This is a genomic window from Kribbella orskensis (assembly GCF_004342085.1).
GTDB classification, from domain to species: Bacteria; Actinomycetota; Actinomycetes; order Propionibacteriales; family Kribbellaceae; genus Kribbella; species Kribbella orskensis.
Genome location: NZ_SLWM01000008.1, coordinates 124090 through 145919 on the forward strand (window position 1 = coordinate 124090; position 21830 = coordinate 145919).

The following is a 21830-nucleotide window of genomic DNA, read 5'->3' on the forward strand; positions in this document are numbered from 1 at the left end:
ACGTCGTGCTGGCCGAATCGGGACTGCCGCTCCGGATCTACCGGCCCGAGGGCGACGGGCCGTTGCCGACGCTGGTCTATTTCTTCGGCGGCGGCTGGACCCTGGGCAGCATCGACACGGCTGACGGGATCTGTCGTCAACTCGCGAACTCCGTGCCCTGTCAGGTGATCACCGTCGGCTATCGCCTGGCGCCGGAGAACCCGTTCCCCGCCGCTGTCCACGACTGCCACCAGGCGACCCAGTCCATCGTCGCTCGTGCTGCGGAGTTCCAGGTCGACGTGGACCGGATCGCGGTCGGCGGAGACAGTGCCGGGGGCAACCTCGCGGCCGCGACCACCTTGCTGGCCAGAGAATCCGGGCCATCGCTCGTTGGGCAGCTGCTGGTCTACCCGAACACGTTGTACGGCTCGGACACCGCCTCGATGCGTGCGGGGGATGATCCGTTCCTCTTCAACAAGACCTCGGTCGGCTGGTACTGGGAGCACTACCTCTCCGATTCCGCCGACGGCCTCAACCCACTCGCCTCGCCACTGCTGGCCACGTCGCATGCCGGGTTGCCGCCGGCACTGGTGATCACCGCCGAGTACGACCCGCTGCGCGACGAGGGCGAGTTCTACGCCGAGAAGCTGTACGCCGCGGGCGTCCCGACCGAGCTCAGCCGGTACGACGGGATGGTGCACGGGTTCTTCGCGATGTCCGGCGTCCTCGACGGTGGCCGCAAAGCCATCAGCGAAGCCGCCACCTGGCTCCGCAGGACCTTCGATGGCTGACTCTCTCACTGATTATGAGGAGTTGGCTGCTGCGGTACTCCCATCGGCTGTGCGGGATTTTGTTGCCGGAGGCAGCGGTTTCGAGACGACGCTGCACTTGAACAGGGCGGCCTTCGACTCCGTGACCTTGACGCCGCGCGTGCTGGGCGGGATCACTTCTGTCGACACCACCTGGCAGTCCTTCAGTGGTGCGTCGATGCCCGTGGTGGTGGCTCCGATGGCCTACCAGCGGTTGCTCCATCCCGAGGGGGAGTTGCTGCTGGCAAGAGCAGCCGCCGACGCCGGCATTCCCTACACGATCAGCACCTTGAGCAGTTATCCGCTGGAGAAGATCGCCGGGACCGGCCCTTCGTGGTTCCAGCTGTACTGGTTGAGAGATCGCCTGCTGATGGAGTCTCTGGTGGACCGCGCCGAGGCTGCCGGTTGTACGGCGCTGATGGTGACCGTCGACGTGCCGGTGATGGGCAGGCGACTGCGCGACGTGCGCAACTCGTTCGCTCTGCCGCCGGATGTTGTCGCCGCGAACCTGGTCGATGCCGCCACCGAGGCCCACGTCGGGGTCCCTGGTCTCTCGGCTGTCGCAGCTCACACCGCCTCCGCCTTCGAGCCCGCCGTCTCGTGGCAGGATCTGGAGTGGTTGCGATCGAGGACGCAGCTTCCCCTTCTGGTCAAGGGCATTCTCGATCCACGCGACGCCGTACGAGCTGTCGAGATCGGTGCTGCGGGCATCGTCGTGTCGAACCACGGTGGCCGGCAGCTCGACGGAGCCGTCGCCTCGATCGACGCTCTACCCGCTGTGGTGGATGCTGCAGGCAAGCATTGCCAGGTGCTCGTGGACAGTGGCGTACGCAGCGGCACCGATGTACTGCGAGCACTCGCGCTCGGAGCGTCCGCAGTACTGGTCGGGCGGCCGTTGCTGTGGGCGCTGGCCGTTGATGCGTGTGCAGAGGGGTTGGGGCTGCTCCGCAAGGAGTTGGAAGATGCGATGCTGCTCGCCGGGTGCGCGGATCTCGCGGCCGCCGGGCGGCTGACGACCGGGAGGATCTGATGGCCGACCTGCAGTTGGCGGACCTGCACGGCTCGCTCACCGACCGGGCGCTGACCTCGATGAACTTCCTCAACGAGGTGGCGAACCACTACCCCGACGCGATCTCGCTCGCGGCCGGCCGTCCGTACGAGGAGTTCTACGCGCTGGAGGACCTGCACTCTTATCTGGACACCTTCACCCGGTACCTCCGCGACGAACTCGGGTACGACGCGGCTGCTGTCCGGCGGACCGTCTTCCAGTACGGGCGGACCAAGGGCATCGTGCATCGCCTGGTGGCGCGCAACCTCACGATCGACGAGGGGATCGAGGTCGACCCCGAGGCGATCGTGGTGACGGTGGGCTGCCAGGAGGCGATGGTCCTGGTGCTCCGGGCACTCCGGGCCGATCCGGCGGATGTGCTGCTGGCCGTCTCGCCCGCCTACGTCGGGATCACCGGCGCCGCGCGGCTGCTCGATCTCCCGGTGCTGCCCGTTGCGGGCGGCAGCGATGGGGTGGATCTGGAGGATCTGGTCGCGGTGGTGAAGTCCGCGCGGGCTGAAGGACTGCGGCCGCGCGCTTGTTACGTGATGCCGGACTTCGCCAACCCGTCGGGGCTCAGTCTGGACCTGGAGACCAGGCGGCGATTGCTCGAGGTCGCCGCGGAACAGGATCTCCTGCTGCTCGAGGACAACCCGTACGGGCTGTTCCCGGCGACCGGCGTGGACCGCGTGCCCACGCTGAAGGCCCTGGACACCGACAGGCGAGTGATCTATCTGGGCTCCTTCGCCAAAACCGCTTTGCCCGGAGCCAGGGTCGGGTACGTGGTGGCCGATCAGACCGTGGCGTCTCCGGACGGAAGCACCGGGCTGCTCGCGGACGAGTTGTCGAAGATCAAGAGCATGGTGACGGTGAACACCTCGGCCGTCGCGCAGGCGGTGATCGGCGGCAAACTGCTGGAGAGCGGCTGCAGCCTGGTCGCCGCGAACGAGCGCGAGCGAACTGTCTACGCGGCCAACCTGCGTGCCCTCACCGACGGACTGGCCACGCGGTTCCCCGGGGGCGAGGTGACCTGGACCGTGCCGTCCGGCGGGTTCTTCGTCGTCGTCACCGTGCCGTTCCCGGTCGACGACGCGCTGCTGGAGAAGTCCGCCCAGGAGTACGGCGTGCTCTGGACCCCGATGAGCCACTTCTACGACGGCGACGCCCCGGTGAACGCCCTCCGGCTGTCCTGCAGCGCGGTCACCCCGGCCCAGATCGACGCCGGCCTGAACCGCCTGGCGGCCCTGATCGCCGGCCACCTCTGAAATTGGTCCTCTCCCGGCGCCCGGAACTGGATCTGTAGAGCAGACCGGTCTGTTCCTACGGTGAAGTCATGACTGACATCGCCTGTGAGATCCAGACCCTCGGTACTCCGGTCCGCGGTACCACCGACCGGCTTGTCACGCCGCAGTTCGCGCGGCTGCTGGTGATGGTGTTCGGCTCCGGGCTGAGCATGTACCTGCTGACCTCGGTGGTTCCGCTCTACCTGGCGGCCAGCGGGTCCGGCGGGATCGGCGCGGGCCTGTCCACCGGCGCGATGATGCTCTCGGCCGTGGCGATGGAACTGCTGGTCCCGGCGATGCTGGTCCGCTTCGGGTACCGCGGCACGCTCGGCCTCGGGCTGATCCTGCTCGGCGCGCCTTCCCTGGTCCTGGTGGTCACCTCGTCGCTGCCCCTGGTCCTCGCGGTCTGCGTGGTGCGAGGAGCCGGCCTGGCGATCCTGGTCGTCGGCGCGGTCGCCCTGGTCGCCGAGATCACCCCAGCTCATCGGCGCGGCGAGGGCCTCGGCATCTACGGCATCGTGGTCGGCCTGCCGGCGGGGATCGGCCTGCCGCTCGGGGTCTACCTGACCAACGTGGTCGGCTTCGAGGTGCTGTTCGTGCTGGCCGCGGTCGCGTCGCTGGCGGGATTGGCCACTCTGCCGGGGATGCCTCAGCGCAGTACCGAAGGCGCCGGCGAGGAGCAGCACGTGAAGGTGCTGGGTGGGCTGCGGGGGAGCGGGCTGTTGATGCCGACCTTCGTGTTCGCGGCCGTGACCGTTGCCGCGGGCATCAGTGTCACCTTCCTGCCGCTGGCCGCGCACAGTCACGCGGTGGTCGCCGTGGCGCTGCTGATCCAGTCCGTCACCGCTCCTGCCGCCCGTTGGCTGGCGGGCCGGTTGGGTGACCGGTTCGGCCCGGTGAAGCTGCTGGCGCCGGCGCTGGTGCTCGCCGCTCTGGGGGCCGCATCGCTGATCTTCATCGGCAGCCCGGTGGCCGTCATCGTCGGCTCGGCCTTCTTCGGCATCGGCTTCGGCGCCGCGCAGAACCTGACGCTGGCGACCATGTACGACCGCTCGCCGAAGTCGCGGTACGGCCAGGTCAGCGCGCTGTGGAATCTCGCGTACGACGGCGGCTGGGGCATCGGCGCCATTCTCTTCGGCCTGGTGGTCGCGGGCGTCGGCTACCCCGTGGCCTTCGCCGTCACCGCCACCATCGTGGCCGTGGCCGTCATCCCGGCAGCGAAGGCGTCACTTTCCGCTTGAACCAGCCCGGGTCAGAGCTTGCGCAGCCGGACCCAGCGGACGGCGTGGTCGGCGCCCTTGCGGAGGACCAGGGTGGCCCGGGACCGGGTGGGCAGGATGTTCTCCCGCAGGTTCGGGCCGTTGATGCCGTCCCAGAGGGACTCGGCCTTGGCGATCGCCTGTTGCCGGCTGAGCTCGCCGTAGCGGACGAAGTACGACTCGGGGTTGCGGAAGGCCGTCTCCCAGAGCTTGAGGAAGCGGTGCACGTACCAGGACCGGATGTCGTCGGCGGCGGCGTCGACGTACACCGAGAAGTCGAAGAAGTCGCTGACCGCGAGGCCGCTCTTGCCGTCCGCGTGCCGGGGCGCGGGCTGGAGCACGTTCAGGCCTTCGAGCAGCAGGATGTCGGGCTGCTCGACGGTGGTCCGGACACCCGGCATCCGGTCGTAGTGCAGGTGCGAGTAGACCGGCGCCTCGACGTTGTCCATCCCGGACTTCACCTCGACCACGAAGCGCAGCAGCGACTTGCGGTCGTAGGACTCCGGGAATCCCTTGCGCTGCATCAGGCCGCGGCGTTCCAGCTCGGCGTTCGGCCAGAGGAACCCGTCGGTGGTGACGAGGGCGACCCGGGGGTGCTCGGGCCAGCGGGCCAGCAGCTCGCGCAGCAACCGGGCGGTGGTGGACTTGCCGACGGCAACGGACCCGCCGATGCCGATCACGAACGGGGTGCGGGCCACGGTCGGCTTGCCCAGGAACGACTCGGTGTCGGAGTGCAGCGCGCGGGCGTGCCTCACATAGAGTGACAGGATCCGCGACAGCGGCAGGTAGACCTCACGGACCTCTTCGATGTCGATCTCGTCGCCGAGGCCGCGCAGCCGCTCGATCTCCTCGGCCGTCAGCGGTGACTCGGTCGTCTCGGCGAGCTGTGCCCAGGCGGCGCGATCGAGCTCGGTGTACGGGGTCACCTCCCGCGACGGCTGCAGCATGGCACCCATTCTTCCCACAGATGCCCCGGCTACGCTGACCGGCATGTGCGGCTACCAGACTGCGGGTGTGTCAGTTGTCACATCAGGAACCCCATGATCGTCGGCGTCGGAATCGATGTGGTGGACGTCGAGCGGTTCATCAAGACCCTCGAGCGGACACCGGGGCTGCGGGACCGGGTCTTCACCGAGACCGAGGCCAGGAAGCCACCGGCCTCGCTGGCGGCGCGGTTCGCCGCGAAGGAGGCGCTCGCCAAGGCGCTCGGCGCCCCCGCCGGGATGCAGTGGCACGACGCGGAGGTCCGGACCGACGACACCGGCCGGCCCTGGCTGGAGATCACCGGCACGGTCGCCGCGCAGGCATCCCAGCTGGGTGTCCAGAGCCTGCACCTTTCCTTGAGCCATGACGCCGGCATCGCGTCGGCGGTCGTCATCCTGGAGGGCTGAGATGCGCCACGCCCACACCGTCGAACAGGTCCGCGCGGCCGAGGCCGAGCTGATGGCGCGGCTCCCCGAAGGCACCCTGATGCAACGCGCCGCCACCGGCCTCGCCGTTGCCATCAGCAACTTCATCGGCCACGTGTACGGCGCTCGCGTGGTGCTGCTGGTCGGTTCGGGCGACAACGGCGGCGACGCTCTCTACGCAGGCGAGAAGCTGGCTCGACGCGGCGCCGGCGTGATCGCCGTACTGCTCTCCGACAAGGCCCATCCGGCTGGGCTCGCGGCTCTTCTCGTCGCAGGCGGCCGCGTCGGGTCCACCGAGGACATCGCCACAGCGGACGTCGTCGTCGACGGAATCGTGGGCATCGGCGGCCGCCCAGGCCTCAAGCCACAAGCCCTCGCCGCCGTGCAGGCAGCCGAGGAGCACGGAGTACCGATCGTCGCCGTCGACATGCCGTCCGGCGTCGATGTCGACACCGGCGAGACTCCGACCGAGCACGTGAAGGCCGCGCTCACCGTCACCTTCGGCACCCACAAGATCTGCCACCTCATCGACCCCGCGGCAGCAGCCTGCGGCCCGGTCCACCTGGTCGAGATCGGCCTCGACCTGCCACCGGCCGGGGTCCAATCCCTCCAGACCGCCGACGTCCGCGCCCTCTATCCGCTACCGCGCGGCGAGTCCGACAAGTACTCCCGCGGCGTGCTCGGCCTGATCGCCGGCTCCAGCCAGTACCCCGGCGCCGCGGTCATCGCCGCCACCGGAGCCCTCGCCGGCCCGATCGGCATGCTCCGCTACATCGGCCCCGACTCCGTCGCCGAAGCAGTCCGCGCCGCCCACCCGGAAGTAGTAGCCGGCGAAGGCAGAGTCCAGGCCTGGGCGGTCGGCTCCGGACTCGGCGACGAGCTGGACGTCGCGAAAGTGCGCGAGCTGCTCGACGCCGAGGAGCCGGTTCTGCTGGATGCGGACGGGCTGAAGGCCCTCGACGAGTCCGGCGACCACGACGAGGTCCTGATCACGCCGCATGCGGGCGAGCTGGCGCGCCTGCTGGGTGTAGAGCGGACGGTCGTCGAAGCGGAGCGGCTGAAGCATGCACGGATGGCGGCGGAGCAGTTCGACGTGACGGTCCTGCTGAAAGGCTCCACCACGGTGATCGCCCGGCCCGACGGCGAGGTCCGTGTCAACACGAACGCGACCGCCTGGCTTGCGACTGCCGGCGCCGGCGACGTGCTGGCCGGCCTCTGCGGCTCCCTGCTCGCGGGCGGGCTGAATCCCCTGGACGCGGCGAGCGTCGGCGCCTATCTGCATGCGGCGGCGGCCAACCTCGCGTCGGCCGGCGGACCGGCGACGGCGATACAGGTTGCGGGGAAGGTTGCGGAAGCCACGCGGCTGGTGTTGCTTGAAATAGATTCCGGCGGGTAGGACGGATGAGGGCGCGTCTGCGCGGGACGAGCAGTCACGCCCGGCCAGTGCCTCCACCGCCCGAGGAGTCCGCACATGAAGCGTCTGTTCAGTCTGCTTGCCGCGTCGATCCTGCTCACTGGTCTTGCGGTCAGTGTTCCCGCCGAGGCCGGCCCACCGCCGCAGTACGGGTCGGAGGGCAACTATGTGGCCGATCGGGACACCAAGATCGACGTGATGGGGGAGTGGGCGCACCCCGATGACGACACCAGCATCATCGGGCCGTGCGGCGTCTGGCATCAGCTGTACGGCGTGAAGTGCGGCGTGATCATGGTGACCCGCGGTGAGGGCGGCGGCAACGCCGTCGGCACCGAGCTCGGCCCGGACCTCGGGCTGCGCCGGGAGAACGAGGACCGGGTGGCGCACTACCGGTCCGGCACGCTCGACATCTTCAACCTGGACCGGGTGGACTTCTTCTACAACCAGAGCGCGCCGCTGACGCAGTACTTCTGGGACGAGGAGGAGACGCTGCGCCGCGTCACCCGGGTGATCCGGACGACGCAGCCGGAGATCTACATCGGGTTCACCCCGACGCTCGCGGCCGGGCACGGCAACCACCAGCAGGCGGGCCGGCTGATCTGGGAAGGCGTGCTGGCCGCGGCCGACCCGACGAAGTTCCCCGAGCAGTTGCGTGGACCGGACGCCTTGAGCACCTGGCAGGTCAAGAAGGTGTTCTCCGGCGGCAGCACCACCGGGACCGGCGGAACCACCACCGCCGCCAACTGCACCACCGGGTTCGTCCCAACGCCGGGCACCAACCTGGACACGGTGGCAGGAGTCTGGACCGGGTACGACTCGCAGTACAAGTGGCCGACCGGCAACCTGCAGGGGAAGCCGGTGGGGTCGGCGAAGATCTGGCAGCAGGTCGCGGACGAAGGGCGCGCGGCGTACCCGACGCAGAGCCGGGTGATGTTCAAGGGCGCCTCGGCGCCGGCCTGTTCGCGGTTCGGTATGACGCAGTCGTTCGTCCCGTTCCAGCCGAACACCGCTGACGGTACGGCGAACCCGGCGGCCGGTCGTGACGACGCGATCCTGTTCGGGGCCACCGAGGCGGATCCGGGTGGGCTGCCGAAGGGGACGCTGGAGTATCTGACGTTCTCGCGGTTCCTCAACGTGGCCGGTGAACCCTTCCAGGCGACGCTGCACCTTAAGGCCGGCTCCGGCCAGTTGAAGCCCGGCAAGGTCGCGCTGACGGTTCCGGCGGGCTGGACGGTCGACGGGCCGAAGCAGGTCGGCGCGGTGTCCGACAAGCAGGAGACCACGGTGACCTTCACCGTCACTCCGAGCGCGACGGCTCCGGTCAACCAGAACGCGAAGATCTCCGCGCTCTACACGAGCCAGGCGGAGACGGGGTACACGGACAACGTGGTCCGGATCGTCTCGCCCACGGAGGGTCGGTTCGAGCGCTGGGGCAACTGGGCGGAGTACGACGAGTGGCTCGCCGACACGGCCCCGCAGGCGATCCGGCTCGGCCGGTCGGCGGCGATCCAGTCGATGAGCATCGGCAGCACGCTCGCCGTGCCGGTGGTCGTGCACAACTGGTCGAACCAGCCGCAGAGCGGCACAGTCGGCCTCACCCTGCCCGCGAACTTCACCGCCGACGCAACCTCGAAGCCGTACTCCGCGTTGGCGCCGGGCGCCGAGACCACGGTGACCTTCCAGGTCACGAACACCGATACGGCCTTGCCTGCAACGCAGAACGTGTCGATCCCGATCACCACGACCTACAGCGCACCAGCCGGAACGGGCAACGAGACGCTCACCCTGTCGCTGGTCCCGTCGACCGCGATCGCCCAGTCCACGACGACTCCGGTCGTCGACGGCACCGCAGCACCCGGTGAGTACTCCGGTCCGACGCTCGACCTCGGCCGGATCTGGCAGGGCGCCGCGACGTGCACCGGTGTCGACGACTGTGGGGTCTCGCCGACCGGCGAAGGCAGCACGGCCAAGGTGAGCTGGTCCGAGGACGCGCTCTACTTCTTCATCCACATCCGCGACGACTACCAGTCGTACGCCGTCACCCCGCAGGAGTGCGTCGGCCACTGGCAGGCCGACTCCGTCGAGATCCTGCTCGACCCGCGCGGTACCGCGTCGCAGGTGCTGAAGGACACCGCGAACACCTTCAAGCTCGGCATCTTCCCGTTCACGAACGACCCGAGTGCGAGCAACGGGAACGGCGCGAACGGGCCGTGCTGGTCGCGCGACGCCGACAACCACCAGGGCTACTCGACGGGTCCGTTGGCCGGCACGGTCAGCGATGCGCCGAACGCCCCCGGGGTACAGGTGGCCTCGACGGCGACGTGGGTCGGCACCAACGAGACCACGACTCCGCACGCGTATGCGGGTGGCGGGTACGACCTCGAGGTGAAGATCCCGCTGGCCGACCTGCCCGCGGCGGTGGATCCGGCGAAGCTGGGGCTGAACATCACGCCGTACGACAACGACGACACCTCGGCGGCCGGGACGACGACGCTGCGGCACATCGACATGAGCACGCGGCTCGGGTGGTCCGCGCTCGGCTCGGTCCAGTCGGATCCGTATCGCTGGGGACGGGCGACGATGCCCGGGTACACCCCGCCGGCGGATCGGCCGACCACGCCGTCCGCGCCGAACGTGTCGAGCCCGAACCTGAACGGTGCGCTCTCGCCGCAGACGATCGCGCAGTCGGCGAGGAACGACGTACCGATCTCGGGGCGCGTCCCGACCTCGGGGCTCGAGGTTCTGTCCGGTCGGCTGGGGGAGAGCTCGGTGGAACTCGTTACGTCGTCAAGTGTTTCCGGGACGGCTCGGATGTTCCTGACCAGTGGTGAGCTCGGCGCGATCCCCGTCTACACGACGAGTTGCTCGCCGGCGGCCGATCCCGCGCCGGACTACGGGCTGACGCCGTGTGCTGTCACAGATGGCGGGATTCCTGCCTGGTCGCCGGACCTGAGCGGTCACCTGGTGAAGCAGGACAGCAAGCAGATCACCGGGGGAGTGCAGAAGTTCTCGATCCCGCTGACCGCCGCCCAGCGCGCGAAACTGGCAGCCGACGGCCACCTGCTCATCTCGTTCGAAACACCCCAGAACGAGGTCCAGGCCTTCGACCTGAAACTCAGCCGCTGAGCCCGACCTGCAGCCGACGGCCTCGCCGCCGGCTGCGGGCCTCGGTCAGTTGCCTCGGTGCCGGCTGCGGGTCAGTTGCTGGTGAGGTCGATGCCGTTGCCGTCAGGGGTGCGGAGCTTGAGGCGGTTCGCCTCGATGCTGTAGCTCACCTCGCCCTTCAGCGCGGCCAGGACCGCCTTCTCCAAAGCGGCGGCGTCCCCCGTGCACGCTTTGAGGGTGACGCTCAGTTCGCCGAAGGTCAGCTTGTTGCCGGTCCGCGCCACGATGCCCTGCAGGTCGTTGCATCCCGTCGATCCGGTGACGCGTTCGCCGCTGATGGTGAGGTACGACCTCTCCGAACCCACCGAGTGCGAGGCGGTCTCCCCGGCGATCACCGTTTCAAGCGACCATTTGGTGCCGTCGAGGGGTTTGTCGGGCTCCGCGGTCTCCCGATCCTGCAGGACCAGTTCGGTACCGCCATTGGACACGCTGAGCTTGTCCGCCTCGAGCTTCCAGGCCGGTTCGTCCTGCAGGAGTTTCGCCAGCCAGTCGTCCTGGGCGTGCCGGGGCGCGTCGCATCCCATGTCGGTGATCGCGAGATCCTGGACCGACATCTTCCCGCCGTCGGTCGAGACCTTGCCGCCCATCGAGTTGCAGCCGGCGTCCGCGATCAGCCGGCCGTCGTCGGTGAACTGCATCCGGATCCGCGTGTTGGCGACGAGTTCCATCGGCTTCCCGTCCGCCGTCGCGGCGGTGGACAGGTACGACCTGCCCTTCAGTGACCCGCCGCCCGCACTCGACTCGTCCCCGCAGCCGGCGAGCGTCAGCAGCAACCCGGCCCCAGCGACGGCGATCATCCGCATCCTCACACCCTACGGACGCTCCAGCCCCTCCAGACGTTGCAGCCGACTCGGGCGCCCCGAGATGCGCTCGAATCCGGCCGTCGTGGCTGCGATTGACGGGTTGGACGTCGTCCGGCGCCAGGCCCGGAACGGCTCGGATACGCTGCGTGAAAGGGGGTACCCCGGGTTGGCTTTTCGGATCACGGTTGGATAACGTCGGCCGCCGTACGCGCGAGAGCGAACGAGAACGACATGGCCGGCAAGCCTTCATCGCCGGTCTGCCGGGACCGGATCGGCGCTTCGGGGGCGTCGGCTGTCCTGGCCTTTCTGGGGATCCAACAGAAGAGTTTTTGTGGGCCATCGCTGGAGTGCTGGGGCAGTCAGTGGTGGCCCGTCGAGCAGAGGAATGTTTCGCATGCCCCCCATCCGAACTGCCCGAAGCCGCCTCGTCATCCCAGCGGTGTTCCTTGCCCTCGGTGCGCTGGTAGCCGCACCGATCGCCGTTCAGGCGGCCAAGGATTCTCCCGTCGCTGCGACCGCGACCGCCGCGGACAGCACGGTTTCGACCCTCCCGAGCGTCGGCCGCGTGGAGACCTGCGTCCTGGACGCGTCCTCCGGTTGTACCGTCGTGCACGGCTTCGGCGTGAAGCCGGCCGCGATCACGGCGACCGCGGCCGGACCGGCGATCATCTCGATCGACCCGAGCCAGACCAACGACAAGACCTACCGCCTCCGGGCGTTCACCCGGAACGGCGAGAAGTACCGCGCCGGGGCCAAGGTGCGCTATACCGCGCACTACGACTTCGCCGAGGCTCCAGCGCAGCCGACCACCCCGACGCCGACGACCACGACAACCCCGACCCAGCCGCCGGCGAGCACCCCGACCCCGACCACCACCACGACGACGCCGACGTCGACCCCGACGACCACGTCGACGCCGACCGCCAGCCCCACCACATCGACCCCGACGTCGACGACCAGCCCGGTGGGGACCTGCACCAACCCGGTGTGGACCACCACCTCGAGCAACAACCAGGGCGATGGCCGGACCTTCGGCGCGTACTACGTCCACAACAACATGTGGAACAACGACAACGGCACCTACTCGCTGGGCGCCTGCAACTACAACAGCTGGTACGTCGACGTCACTCAGCCGCTGCCGGGTGACAAGGGCGTCCAGGCGTACCCGAACGTGCACAAGGACTACAGCGACGTCCCGCTGTCCAAGATCCAATCGGCCAAGTTCGCCGCGACGACCCCCGCCAACTGCGCGGCCTGCATCTACAACGTCGCGTTCGACGCGTGGATCGGCGACGGTCTGAACAACGAGCTGATGATCTGGACCGACAACAAGGGCCAGGTCCCGGCCGGGCGGAAGGTCGGCACCGTGGCGTTCGGTGGCTTCACCTACGACGTCTGGCACCAGGACGGCTACACCGCCTACGTGTCCCAGGTGACCCAGAAGTCCGGCACGATGCCGCTGGCCAGCTTCTTCAACGACATGGTCTCCCGGGGCTGGGCCCCGAAGGCCACGACCTGGCAGGTCGACTTCGGCGTCGAGGTCGTGTCCACCGGCAACACCAAGCAGCGCTTCAACTTCAACGACTTCTCCATCCAGGAGAACTGACCGCCTCGCTCTCGCGCTCCCCGCGGCCGCCGTGACGCTCGACGTCACGGCGGCCGCGTTGCATAGGGTGCAGCTGTGACTGAACTGGTGATCTTCGACAACGACGGCGTGCTGGTGGACTCGGAGCGGTTGGCCAACACGATCCTGGCCGGACTGCTGACCGAGGCGGGGTTGCCGTACACGTTCGAGGAGGCGGTCCGGGACTTCATGGGCGGCAGCATGGTCTCGATGCGGCAGAAGGCCGAGGCGCAACTGGGTTCGCCGCTGCCCGCTGACCTGGAGGACCGCTACCACCAGCGACTCTTCGACGGCTTCGCCCACCTCCAGCCGGTCCCCGGTGTCCGCGAGGTGCTCGACCAGCTGGACGCGGACGGCATCACCTACTGCCTGGCGTCTTCCGGCACCCACCGGCGGATCCACACCGCATTGACCGCGGTCGGTTTCTGGGAGCGGTTCGAGGGCCGGATCTTCAGCTCGGAGGATGTGCGGCACGGCAAGCCCGCGCCCGACCTCTTCCTGCACGCGGCGAGCACGATGGGCGTGAAGCCGACCGACTGTGTCGTCGTCGAAGACAGCCCGCTCGGAGTCGCCGCGGCCAACGCGGCGGGCATGAAGGTCTTCGGCTTCGCCGCCATGACCGCCCCTGAGAAGCTGGCCGCCGCAACCGCAACGTTCCACGAAATGGCCGCCCTGCCGACCCTCATCCAAACCGCCTGAGAGACTGGAGGGGCTATGTCTGAGCCCCGAGAGTCCTCCAACGTTCGTGCTGAGGCGGTTGTCGACCTCGGTGCGATCCGCCACAACGTGGCCACGCTGCGTGCGCGCGTCGGTACTGCCCAGCTGATGACGGTCGTGAAGGCCGACGGTTACGGGCACGGAATGGTCCCCGTCGCTCGCGCTGCCCGGGAAGCCGGTGCCGACTGGATCGGGGCTGCCGTGCTCGAGGAAGCACTGGCACTGCGTGCGGCCGGCGACACCGGTCCGATCTTCTGCTGGCTGACCACGCCTGGTGAGCCGCTGGAGCAGGCGATTGCCGCTGGCATCGACCTGTCCGCCGCCGCGCCGTGGGAGATCGACGAGCTCGCGGCGGGGGTGACGGACAGGCCGGCTCGGGTGCACCTCAAGATCGACACCGGCATGAGCCGCGGCGGCGCAGTACCGGAGGAATGGCCGGCGCTGATCCGTGCTGCCCTGCGCGAGGTGAAGGCCGGCCGGTTGGAGATCACTGGGATCTGGTCCCACCTGTCCTCGTCGGACGAGCCGAAGAGCGCGGCGAACGAGGCGCAGCTCGCGACGTTCGAGTCGGCGGTGGAGATCGCGGCGTCCCTCGGGGTCGAGCCGCCACTTCGTCACCTCGCGAACTCCGGCGGCACGCTGGCTCTGCCCGAGACGCACTTCGACCTGGTCCGGCCCGGCATCGCGACGTACGGGTTGTCGCCGTTCGGGCATGAGTTGCCGTCGTCCGAGCTCGGGCTGCGGCCGGCGATGACGTTGCGCGCGCGGCTCGCGATGGTCAAGCGGGTCCCGGCCGGCGCCGGGGTGTCGTACGGGCTGACCTGGACGGCGCCCCGTCCGTCGACGCTCGGGCTGATCCCGCTCGGGTACGGCGACGGGCTGCCGCGGCACGCGTCGAACGGTGCGCCGGTCCAGGCCGGGGGCGCGCGTCGTACCATCGTCGGCCGGATCTGCATGGATCAGTGCGTGGTCAATCTCGAGGACGCCGAGGCCGCGGCAGGCGACGAGGTCGTGCTTTTCGGGCCGGGTACCGGTGGCGAGCCGACCGCGGACGACTGGGCGGATGCGGCAGGAACCATCAACTACGAGATCGTCACCCGACTGGGCGCCCGGATCCCCCGTCGGTACGTCGACAGCGGGAGGTGACCGGCGTGGCCAACGTAGGTCGCACCGCCGGCCTGATCGGCGCCGCGGTCGGCGTTATCGCCGCCGGCGCCGCGGCGGGTGTCGCCGTCGAGCGCCAGCTGATCGGCCGGCGCTCGAGCCAGCGCGCCCAGCTCGAGGCCGAGCCGTTCGGATCGCTGCGCGGTGAGCCGCACGTCTTCACCGCCGACGACGGCGTCGAGCTGTACGTCGAGGTCGACGAGCTGAAGCGGTCCCGGCGTCCGGCGCCCCCGGCCAAGCGCCGGCTGCGGCGCAAGGTGGAGGTGAACGCGCCGGAGGACCTGACGCTGATCTTCGCGCACGGCTACGGGCTGAACATGGACTGCTGGCACTTCGAGCGCCGCGACCTGGCCGGGATCGGCACGATGGTGTTCTACGACCAGCGCTCGCACGGACGGTCCGGCCGGTCGCCGAAGGAGCACGTCAGCATCGAGCAGCTCGGCCGGGACCTGTTCGGGATCATGGAGGAGTTCGCGCCGACCGGCCCGGTGATCCTGATCGGGCACTCGATGGGCGGCATGTCGATCATGGCGCTGGCCGAGCAGCATCCGGAGATCTTCGGCGACCGGGTGATCGGCGTCGGGCTGTGCTCCACCAGCGCCGGCGGGCTGGACCGCGTCCCGATCGCGCTGCCGGGCAAGGCCGGGATGCTGATCCGGGCGCTGGCGACGCCGACCGTCTCGGCGCTGGCCCGGATCCCCGACGTGGTCGAGCGCAGCCGCAAGGCCGGCACGGACATCAGCTACCTGCTGACCCGGAAGTACTCGTTCGGCTCCGAGGTGCCGCCGGCCTTCACCGAGTTCGTCAACGAGATGATCGCCGCGACGCCGATCTCGGTGATCGCGGAGTTCTACCCGATCTTCGCGATGCACCAGCGATACGAGCATCTGGAACCGTTGCAGAAGGTGGAGTGCGTGGTCATCGGTGGTGACTCCGACCATCTGACCCCGTTCGAGCACTCGGAGGACATCGTCCGGCACGTACCGGGGGCGGAGCTGGTCGAGGTGAAGAACTGCGGGCACCTCGGCCTGATCGAGCACCACCGCGAGTTCACCGCAGCCCTGCTCGGCATGATCGAGCGGGCCGAGACATCCCTGGGACAGACATGACCGACCTGCACGTGGTGGACGCCACCGCGGAGCACGCGGAAGAGATCGTCGACGTCATCCACCACGCCTTCTCCGCCCGGCGGGTGCTCGACCCGCCGTCGACCGCGCTCTCGGAGAACGCCACCACCGTCGCCGCCGCGGTCGCCGCGCACGGCGGACTGCTCGTCCTCATCGACGGCGTAGCGGCCGGCGCGATGCTCTTCGAGGTCGACGGCGACGTGCTCGGCCTGCGCCGGGTCTCGGTGAACCCGCGCTTCCAGGGCCGCGGCGTCGCCTCCGCGATGGTCGGCTGCGCCGAGGACACCGCCCGCGAGCGCGGTCTGCGCCGGGTTCGGTTGATCGCCCGGGTCGAACTGCCCGACACCGTGGAGTTCTGGCGGCGTCGTGGGTATTCCGTGGTCGAGCGTGAGGGGCAGAACCTCATCTACGCGAAGGCGATGCCGATCGAGCTGACCATCCCCACCGCGGACGACATGCGCGCGGCCTCGGAAGAACTCGCCGGCCAGTTGCGAGCGGGTGACGTACTCGTGCTGTCGGGTGATCTCGGCGCCGGCAAGACGACGTTCACCCAGGGGCTGGGGGCCGGGCTGAAGGTGCGCGGCGACATCACCTCGCCGACGTTCGTGATCTCGCGGGTGCATCCCTCGCTCGCGGGCGGTCCGGCGCTGGTGCACGTGGACGCCTACCGGCTGGGCGGTATCGCCGAGCTGGACGACCTCGACCTGGACGCCAGCCTCGACGACGCGGTCACCGTGGTCGAGTGGGGCCACGGGCTCGCCGAGTCGCTCGCCCCGGACCGCCTCGACATCGTGATCACCCGCGGCGACGACGACATCGACGAGACCCGGGACCTCCGCATCACTCCAGCCGGCCCCCGCTGGGCCGAGACCGGTGTCTCGCTCACCCCGCCGGTTCTGTCCGCGGCGGAGAGGGACTGACCATGTTGCTTGCGTTCGATACGTCCAGTGCCGCGGTGACCGTGGCCGTCGCCGATCCGGTCAGCGGGGCCGTCCTCGCTTCCTCGTCGACCGTGGACGCGCTGCGGCACGGCGAGTTGCTGGCGCCCGCGATCGCTGAGGCCATGGCAGCCGCCGGCTGTATTCCGCGCGACCTGACCAAGATCGCCGTCGGTGTCGGACCAGGTCCGTTCACCGGCCTGCGGGTCGGCCTGGTGACCGCGCGGACCATGGCGGACGTGCTCGAGATCGAGGTCGCCGGTGTCTGCAGCCTCGACATCCTTGCCAGGCAGTCCTCGCTGACTCTGCCCGTCGCCGTCGCGACCGACGCCCGCCGCAAGGAGATCTACTGGGCCCTGTACGACGGACCCGCGGCTGACGGGAGTCGCCGGCGCCTCGAGGGGCCGGCCGTGGATCGCCCGGCCGATGTCGCCCACGTTCTCGCCGGGCTGCCGGTGATCGGACGCGGTGCGGTTCTCTATGCGGAGGCACTCGGGCTCGACACCAGCGACGTGCCCGAGTACCCGTCGGCCGAAGTACTGGCGCTGGGGGTGGCGACAGGGACTCTGCCTGTGGTCGCGCCGGATCCGCTGTATCTGCGACGGCCTGACGTGACGATGTCCGGTGGGCCCAAGAGCGTGCTGCCGAAGTGAGACCTCGCATTCGTCCAGCCGAACCCGCCGACCTGGCGATACTTGTTGCGCTGGACAAGGTCTGCTTCGGCCCGTCCGCGTGGAGCTCCGACTCCTGGGCGGAGGAGTTCGCCCGGTTGGACGACGATCGTGTGGTGCTGGTCGCCGACGAAGGTGCTGTGGTCGGGTACGTGGTACTGCTGGTTCCCGTCGCTCTGGAGGACCCGGTGGATCTGCTGCGGATCGCGGTCGCGCCGGACGAGCGGCGTACCGGGATCGGCGGGCAGTTGCTGACCAAGGCGCTGGAGCGGTGCGCCGGCCGGACCGTCCTGCTCGAAGTTGCTGCGGGCAACGAGTCGGCGAGGGCCCTGTACCGGCGCTTCGGCTTCGAGGAGATCAGCCGGCGGCGCGGGTACTACGCGGGCGGCGAGGACGCGGTCATCATGCGGTGGCCGGGAGACGTGGTGGCAGTGGATGCGGTGGCAGGAGATGTCGGATGAGTGAGAACGAGCCCTTGATCCTGGGCATCGAGACGTCGTGCGACGAGACCGGGGTCGGTATCGTCCGCGGGCAGACGCTGCTGGCCGACGCGATCGCCTCCAGCGTCGAGGAGCACGCCCGGTTCGGCGGTGTCGTCCCGGAGGTCGCCAGCCGCGCGCACCTCGAGGCGATGGTGCCGACGATCCGCCGCGCGTGTGAGACCGCGGGGATCAAGCCGTCCGATGTCGACGCGGTCGCCGTCACCAGCGGACCCGGCCTGGCCGGCGCCCTGCTCGTCGGCGTCGCCGCCGCCAAGGGCCTTGCCCTCTCACTCGACAAGCCCTTGTACGGCGTGAACCACCTCGCCGCGCACGTCGCCGTCGACACGCTCGAGCACGGGGATCTCCCGAAGGGCGCGATCGCGATGCTCGTCTCCGGCGGGCACTCGTCGCTGCTCGCGGTCGAGGACATCACCGTCGGCGTCGAACCGATGGGCGCCACCATCGACGACGCGGCGGGGGAGGCCTTCGACAAGGTCGCCCGGGTGCTGGGGCTGCCGTTCCCCGGAGGTCCATATGTCGACAAGGCGGCACGGGACGGCGGTGACGCGCTCTACGTGCGGTTCCCGCGCGGGCTGACCAGTCAACGGGATCTCGAGCGGCACCGGTTCGACTTCTCCTTCTCCGGCTTGAAGACCGCCGTCGCCCGGTGGGTCGAGGCGAAGCGTCGCGACGGCGAGGACGTGCCGGTGAACCACGTGGCCGCCGCGTTCCAGGAAGCCGTCTGCGACGTGCTGACGCGCAAGGCGATCGATGCCTGCAAGGACCGCGGCTACGAGCACCTGCTGATCGGTGGCGGGGTCGCGGCGAACTCCCGGTTGCGGGCGATGGCCGAAGAGCGCTGCTCCGCGGCCGGCATCGCCGTACGGGTGCCGCGGCCGGGGTTGTGCACGGACAACGGAGCGATGGTGGCGGCGCTCGGCTCCGAGCTCGTGCGGGCCGGGAAGTCGCCGTCGCCGCTGGGGTTGCCGGCCGACTCGTCGATGCCGATCACGACGGTGCTGAACTCATGAGGTGGGAGCACCCGGACGGGTTCGTCGCCGACGACGACACCGCACGGATCGACCTGGATGTGGTGCACGGGTTCCTGCGTACGTCGTACTGGGCGCCGCAGATTCCGCGGGACGTGGTGGCCAAGGCGGTTGCGAACAGCCTCAACGTCGGGGTGTATGCGCCGGACGGAGCTCAGGTCGCGTTCGCGCGGGCGGTGACGGATCGGGCGACGTTCGCCTGGATCGCGGACGTCTTCGTGCTGCCGTCGTCGCGCGGGCATGGGCTCGGGCGCTTCGTGGTCTCCACCCTGCTCGAGCATCCGGATCTGCAACTGTTGCGGCGCACGATGCTGGCGACGGCCGACGCGCACGGGCTCTATCGTTCCTACGGGTTTGAAGATCTCTCTGACCCGAGTCTGTTCCTGGGCGTCGCTCGCAGTCCCGCCGAGATCTACGGCCAACCGTGAAGTGTGTGCTGGGTGGGGGCCGGCCGGCATGAGTCTTCCCGGGATCGATCTGCTCGCCGCGCCGGAGGAGGCGACAGAGCTGGTACTGCTCGCGCATGGTGGCGTGGTGGACTCGCTGGATCCGGCCGGTGGCTGGCGAGCGGCGATCCTGCGGATGTGGCCGTTGGCCCTGGCTGCGCGCTCGGCTGCTCCCGGCGCCGCTGTCGGCCTGATGCGCTACCGGTATCGCGGTTGGAACGGGACCGAGGCTCATCCCGCGAACGACCTTCGCATGGTGCTCGACGGACTCCCGTCGTCCATCCGCCGGGTGGTCCTGATCGGCCACTCGATGGGCGGCCGCGCAGTGGTTGCCGCTGGCAATCACCCGTTGGTCTCGGGCGTTCTGGGGCTTGCTCCGTGGCTCCCCGACAGCGAACCACTCGTCGCGTTGCGCGGGCCCGTAGTACTGGCGCATGGGACGTTGGACCGGATGACGGATCCCGCGCAGACGGCTGCTTTTGCCAGGCGCTTGCGTGCCACCGGAGTACCGGTTGCACTGTTGTCCGTGGAAGGCGAGACGCACGCGATGCTCCACCGCTACGGCGATTGGAATGAACTCGTACGCCGTTTCGTCGCCGCCGCTCTCGGTGGTCCCACGGATTGCCCGGCACTCACCACCGAGCCCGATCGGGTGGATCCGCTCCCGCTGTGGAATCGCCCGGGTGGGAACGCGGCCGGAGTACGAGACATCGCCGCGGCCCGTCTCCGCCTTCGGGTCCTGGGCTCCCAAGCACTCGAACAGGTCTGAGCACTCGAGCAGGTCTGGCTGCTGCGTCTCAGGTCGGGTGCTCCTGCAGCGCGGGGAAGGGCGCGGCAGGCAAGAGCCCGTGGACCTGAACTCACCGCTAGTGTCCCGTAAGCGATGTAGCTTGACGCTATCGGCGCCCAGGCACGCACCTCGCGGCACTTGCCCAGCGCCCACGATGCTCCGCATCGAGGCCACTGCTCAAGCACCGCGATGCACGCACCTGGACACCGTTATCGTTCAAGCTACATCGCTTACGGGACACTCGGTCCCCAGGAAACGGTCAGCGGCAGACCGGTTCCCGCCAACCCTGACGCACCGAGGTGAACAGCCGGCGACACCGACGTGATGCTTAGTGGCGGGCTCCTGGCCGGGTGCGGCAACAGACGCAGCACCTCGTCCGTCGGCTGGCCGGCCAGGAGCCCGCTCGTGAGATCGATCATATGTTCGAATGTGCCGCGAAGGCAAATCGACATGACAGGCAAATCGGCGGCTGACGGTCAGGAAGCCTGCGTGGAAACCCGGCGGCAGGAGTAGGCGACCGCGTCCCGGCCGATCCGGGTCACGATGAGCGTCGCGCTCGCGGAGCCCTTCGGGGCCAGCTTCTTGCGGAGCTGTGCCGGGTCGAAGTCGACGCCGCGCTTCTTGATCTCCAGTGTGCCGATGCCGTTCGACCTTACCCAGGCCCGCAGTGCCTTCTCGCGGTACCGCACTTCCTCGATCACCTCATAAGCAGCGGCCAGAGGAGTCGCCACCAAGGATGAACCGGTCACATAGGCGATCCGCGGATCCAGCAGCCAGCCGTCGACCGCCGCAGCAACGGCGGTGACCAGTCCGGCCCTGACGACAGCTCCATCCGGCTCGTAGATGTACTGCCCGACAGGGCCGCTGTCTACCTCAGGCGCCGTCGTCACTGTCGCGCCGCCAGGCAGGAGCGTCGCCCGGCGGCTGGTGCCGGCGTAGAGCTTCCCGGACCACAGCGCGGCCTCCTTGACCTCGCCTGCGTCGCTGACCCACTCCGCCTCGACACCGTCCGGCACCGCGTCGTGCGGAATGCCCGGAGCCACCTTGACGCACGCAGTACCCGCCAGGAGGTCGGTGATGAAGGACCACGGCGGCGAGTAGGCGTTGTGGTCGAACACCCGCTTCCCATCGGCCCGCCGTGCGGGATCCGCGAAGACCGCCTCGTACTGCGTGACGTCCTGCGCCTCGGCGTCTCCCACCAGGACCTCGCCGGGTAGTCCCAGCGCCGCGAGGTTCGCCTGCGCTGCAGCGGCTGTCGCGGGGTCTCGCTCCACGCCCGTGACGCGCAAGCCGGCGCGGGCGGCGCTGATGAGGTCACCACCGATCCCACAACCAAGGTCGACCACAGTGGCGCCAGGAATAGTGCCCGCGATGCGTGCGGCCCGGTGGACCCCCACTGTGGTTCGCGTGGCCTGCTCGAGCCCGTCCGGCGTGAAGTACATCCGTGCGGCGTCCTCCGCGCCGAACTTGGCGGCCGCCCGATGCCGCAGCGAAGCCTGCGTGACCGCGGCGGTCACCACGGCAGCGTCGTACCGGCGTCTGAGCTGTTCGACCAGCTTGAGCTCACCGCCGGGCCTGAACGCGGCACAGGCCTCGGCCAGTACTGCGTCCCCGGGTGCGGTGAGCAGCGAGGTGATCGACGAAGGGTCCACC

20 protein-coding genes are annotated in these 21830 nt (G+C 69.3%); 17 read left to right on the forward strand and 3 right to left on the reverse strand.

The window, feature by feature from the left end; genetic code table 11:
* Positions 1 to 5: 5 nt before the first annotated feature.
* The 4 genes from EV644_RS22585 (at position 6) to EV644_RS22600 (ending at position 4360) form a co-directional block, all read left to right on the forward strand.
* Complete coding sequence (locus EV644_RS22585; RefSeq protein WP_241998629.1) at positions 6 to 770, forward strand: alpha/beta hydrolase; 765 nt, start codon at positions 6 to 8, stop codon at positions 768 to 770.
* Positions 763 to 1818 carry an alpha-hydroxy acid oxidase gene (locus EV644_RS22590; RefSeq protein ID WP_132190684.1) on the forward strand — a complete coding sequence of 352 codons (1056 nt, stop codon included), beginning with the start codon at positions 763 to 765 and terminating at the stop codon, positions 1816 to 1818. Before EV644_RS22585 ends, EV644_RS22590 begins: the two co-directional genes overlap by 8 nt.
* On the forward strand, positions 1818 to 3101 hold the full coding sequence (locus EV644_RS22595) for an aminotransferase-like domain-containing protein (RefSeq protein ID WP_132190685.1): 1284 nt from the start codon (positions 1818 to 1820) through the stop codon (positions 3099 to 3101). The genes EV644_RS22590 and EV644_RS22595 overlap by 1 nt, the downstream gene beginning before the upstream one ends.
* A 68-nt stretch (positions 3102 to 3169) precedes the next feature.
* Positions 3170 to 4360 (forward strand): MFS transporter, encoded by a 1191-nt coding sequence (locus EV644_RS22600; protein ID WP_132190686.1) that lies wholly within the window; start codon positions 3170 to 3172, stop codon positions 4358 to 4360.
* Positions 4361 to 4371: 11 nt separating this feature from the next.
* On the opposite strand, the gene coaA is transcribed toward EV644_RS22600, so the two are convergent.
* Entirely contained in the window at positions 4372 to 5325 is a 954-nt protein-coding gene (gene coaA / locus EV644_RS22605; RefSeq protein WP_132190687.1) for a type I pantothenate kinase, read from the reverse strand.
* A gap of 93 nt (positions 5326 to 5418) precedes the next feature.
* On the opposite strand from coaA, the gene EV644_RS22610 reads away from it, so the two are divergent.
* From EV644_RS22610 to EV644_RS22620, 3 genes are all read left to right on the forward strand, one after another.
* Positions 5419 to 5769 (forward strand): holo-ACP synthase, encoded by a 351-nt coding sequence (locus EV644_RS22610; protein ID WP_132190688.1) that lies wholly within the window; start codon positions 5419 to 5421, stop codon positions 5767 to 5769.
* A gap of 1 nt (position 5770) precedes the next feature.
* Positions 5771 to 7183, forward strand: a complete 1413-nt coding sequence (locus EV644_RS22615; RefSeq protein ID WP_132190689.1) for an NAD(P)H-hydrate dehydratase — start codon at positions 5771 to 5773, stop codon at positions 7181 to 7183.
* 75 nt (positions 7184 to 7258) lie between these two features.
* The gene (locus tag EV644_RS22620; protein WP_132190690.1) at positions 7259 to 10327 is read left to right on the forward strand and encodes a PIG-L family deacetylase; all 3069 of its coding nucleotides are present in this window, start codon (positions 7259 to 7261) and stop codon (positions 10325 to 10327) included.
* Between the two features lie 71 nt (positions 10328 to 10398).
* Here the strand turns inward: EV644_RS22620 and EV644_RS22625 are convergent, their stop codons facing one another.
* Positions 10399 to 11169, reverse strand: coding sequence for an META domain-containing protein (locus EV644_RS22625; RefSeq protein WP_241998631.1), 771 nt, complete (start codon positions 11167 to 11169; stop codon positions 10399 to 10401).
* A 394-nt stretch (positions 11170 to 11563) separates the two neighbouring features.
* On the opposite strand from EV644_RS22625, the gene EV644_RS44670 reads away from it, so the two are divergent.
* The 10 genes from EV644_RS44670 to EV644_RS22685 all read left to right on the forward strand — a co-directional run bounded on the left by EV644_RS44670 (position 11564) and on the right by EV644_RS22685 (position 20156).
* Positions 11564 to 12775, forward strand: a complete 1212-nt coding sequence (locus tag EV644_RS44670; RefSeq protein WP_158292906.1) for a glycoside hydrolase family 12 protein — start codon at positions 11564 to 11566, stop codon at positions 12773 to 12775.
* 75 nt (positions 12776 to 12850) lie between these two features.
* On the forward strand, positions 12851 to 13492 hold the full coding sequence (locus tag EV644_RS22645) for an HAD family hydrolase (protein WP_241998634.1): 642 nt from the start codon (positions 12851 to 12853) through the stop codon (positions 13490 to 13492).
* 15 nt (positions 13493 to 13507) lie between these two features.
* Complete coding sequence (gene alr, locus EV644_RS22650) at positions 13508 to 14656, forward strand: alanine racemase (RefSeq protein WP_132190693.1); 1149 nt, start codon at positions 13508 to 13510, stop codon at positions 14654 to 14656.
* Positions 14657 to 14661: 5 nt separating this feature from the next.
* Complete coding sequence (locus EV644_RS22655; RefSeq protein WP_132190694.1) at positions 14662 to 15783, forward strand: alpha/beta fold hydrolase; 1122 nt, start codon at positions 14662 to 14664, stop codon at positions 15781 to 15783.
* Positions 15780 to 16721 carry a tRNA (adenosine(37)-N6)-threonylcarbamoyltransferase complex ATPase subunit type 1 TsaE gene (gene tsaE, locus EV644_RS22660; protein ID WP_132190695.1) on the forward strand — a complete coding sequence of 314 codons (942 nt, stop codon included), beginning with the start codon at positions 15780 to 15782 and terminating at the stop codon, positions 16719 to 16721. Before EV644_RS22655 ends, tsaE begins: the two co-directional genes overlap by 4 nt.
* Before the next feature lie 2 nt (positions 16722 to 16723).
* Positions 16724 to 17392 (forward strand): tRNA (adenosine(37)-N6)-threonylcarbamoyltransferase complex dimerization subunit type 1 TsaB, encoded by a 669-nt coding sequence (gene tsaB / locus EV644_RS22665; RefSeq protein WP_132190696.1) that lies wholly within the window; start codon positions 16724 to 16726, stop codon positions 17390 to 17392.
* Positions 17389 to 17871: a GNAT family N-acetyltransferase gene (locus EV644_RS22670; protein ID WP_132190697.1), complete on the forward strand. Its 483-nt coding sequence runs from the start codon at positions 17389 to 17391 to the stop codon at positions 17869 to 17871. The genes tsaB and EV644_RS22670 overlap by 4 nt, the downstream gene beginning before the upstream one ends.
* The gene (gene tsaD / locus EV644_RS22675; protein ID WP_132190698.1) at positions 17868 to 18923 is read left to right on the forward strand and encodes a tRNA (adenosine(37)-N6)-threonylcarbamoyltransferase complex transferase subunit TsaD; all 1056 of its coding nucleotides are present in this window, start codon (positions 17868 to 17870) and stop codon (positions 18921 to 18923) included. The genes EV644_RS22670 and tsaD overlap by 4 nt, the downstream gene beginning before the upstream one ends.
* Entirely contained in the window at positions 18920 to 19369 is a 450-nt protein-coding gene (locus EV644_RS22680) for a GNAT family N-acetyltransferase (RefSeq protein ID WP_132190699.1), read from the forward strand. Before tsaD ends, EV644_RS22680 begins: the two co-directional genes overlap by 4 nt.
* Positions 19370 to 19397: 28 nt before the next feature.
* Positions 19398 to 20156: a dienelactone hydrolase family protein gene (locus EV644_RS22685; RefSeq protein ID WP_132190700.1), complete on the forward strand. Its 759-nt coding sequence runs from the start codon at positions 19398 to 19400 to the stop codon at positions 20154 to 20156.
* Between the two features lie 497 nt (positions 20157 to 20653).
* Here EV644_RS22685 and EV644_RS22690 read toward each other — a convergent pair whose 3' ends face one another.
* On the reverse strand, positions 20654 to 21829 hold the full coding sequence (locus EV644_RS22690) for a class I SAM-dependent methyltransferase (RefSeq protein WP_132190701.1): 1176 nt from the start codon (positions 21827 to 21829) through the stop codon (positions 20654 to 20656).
* Position 21830 lies beyond the last annotated feature (1 nt).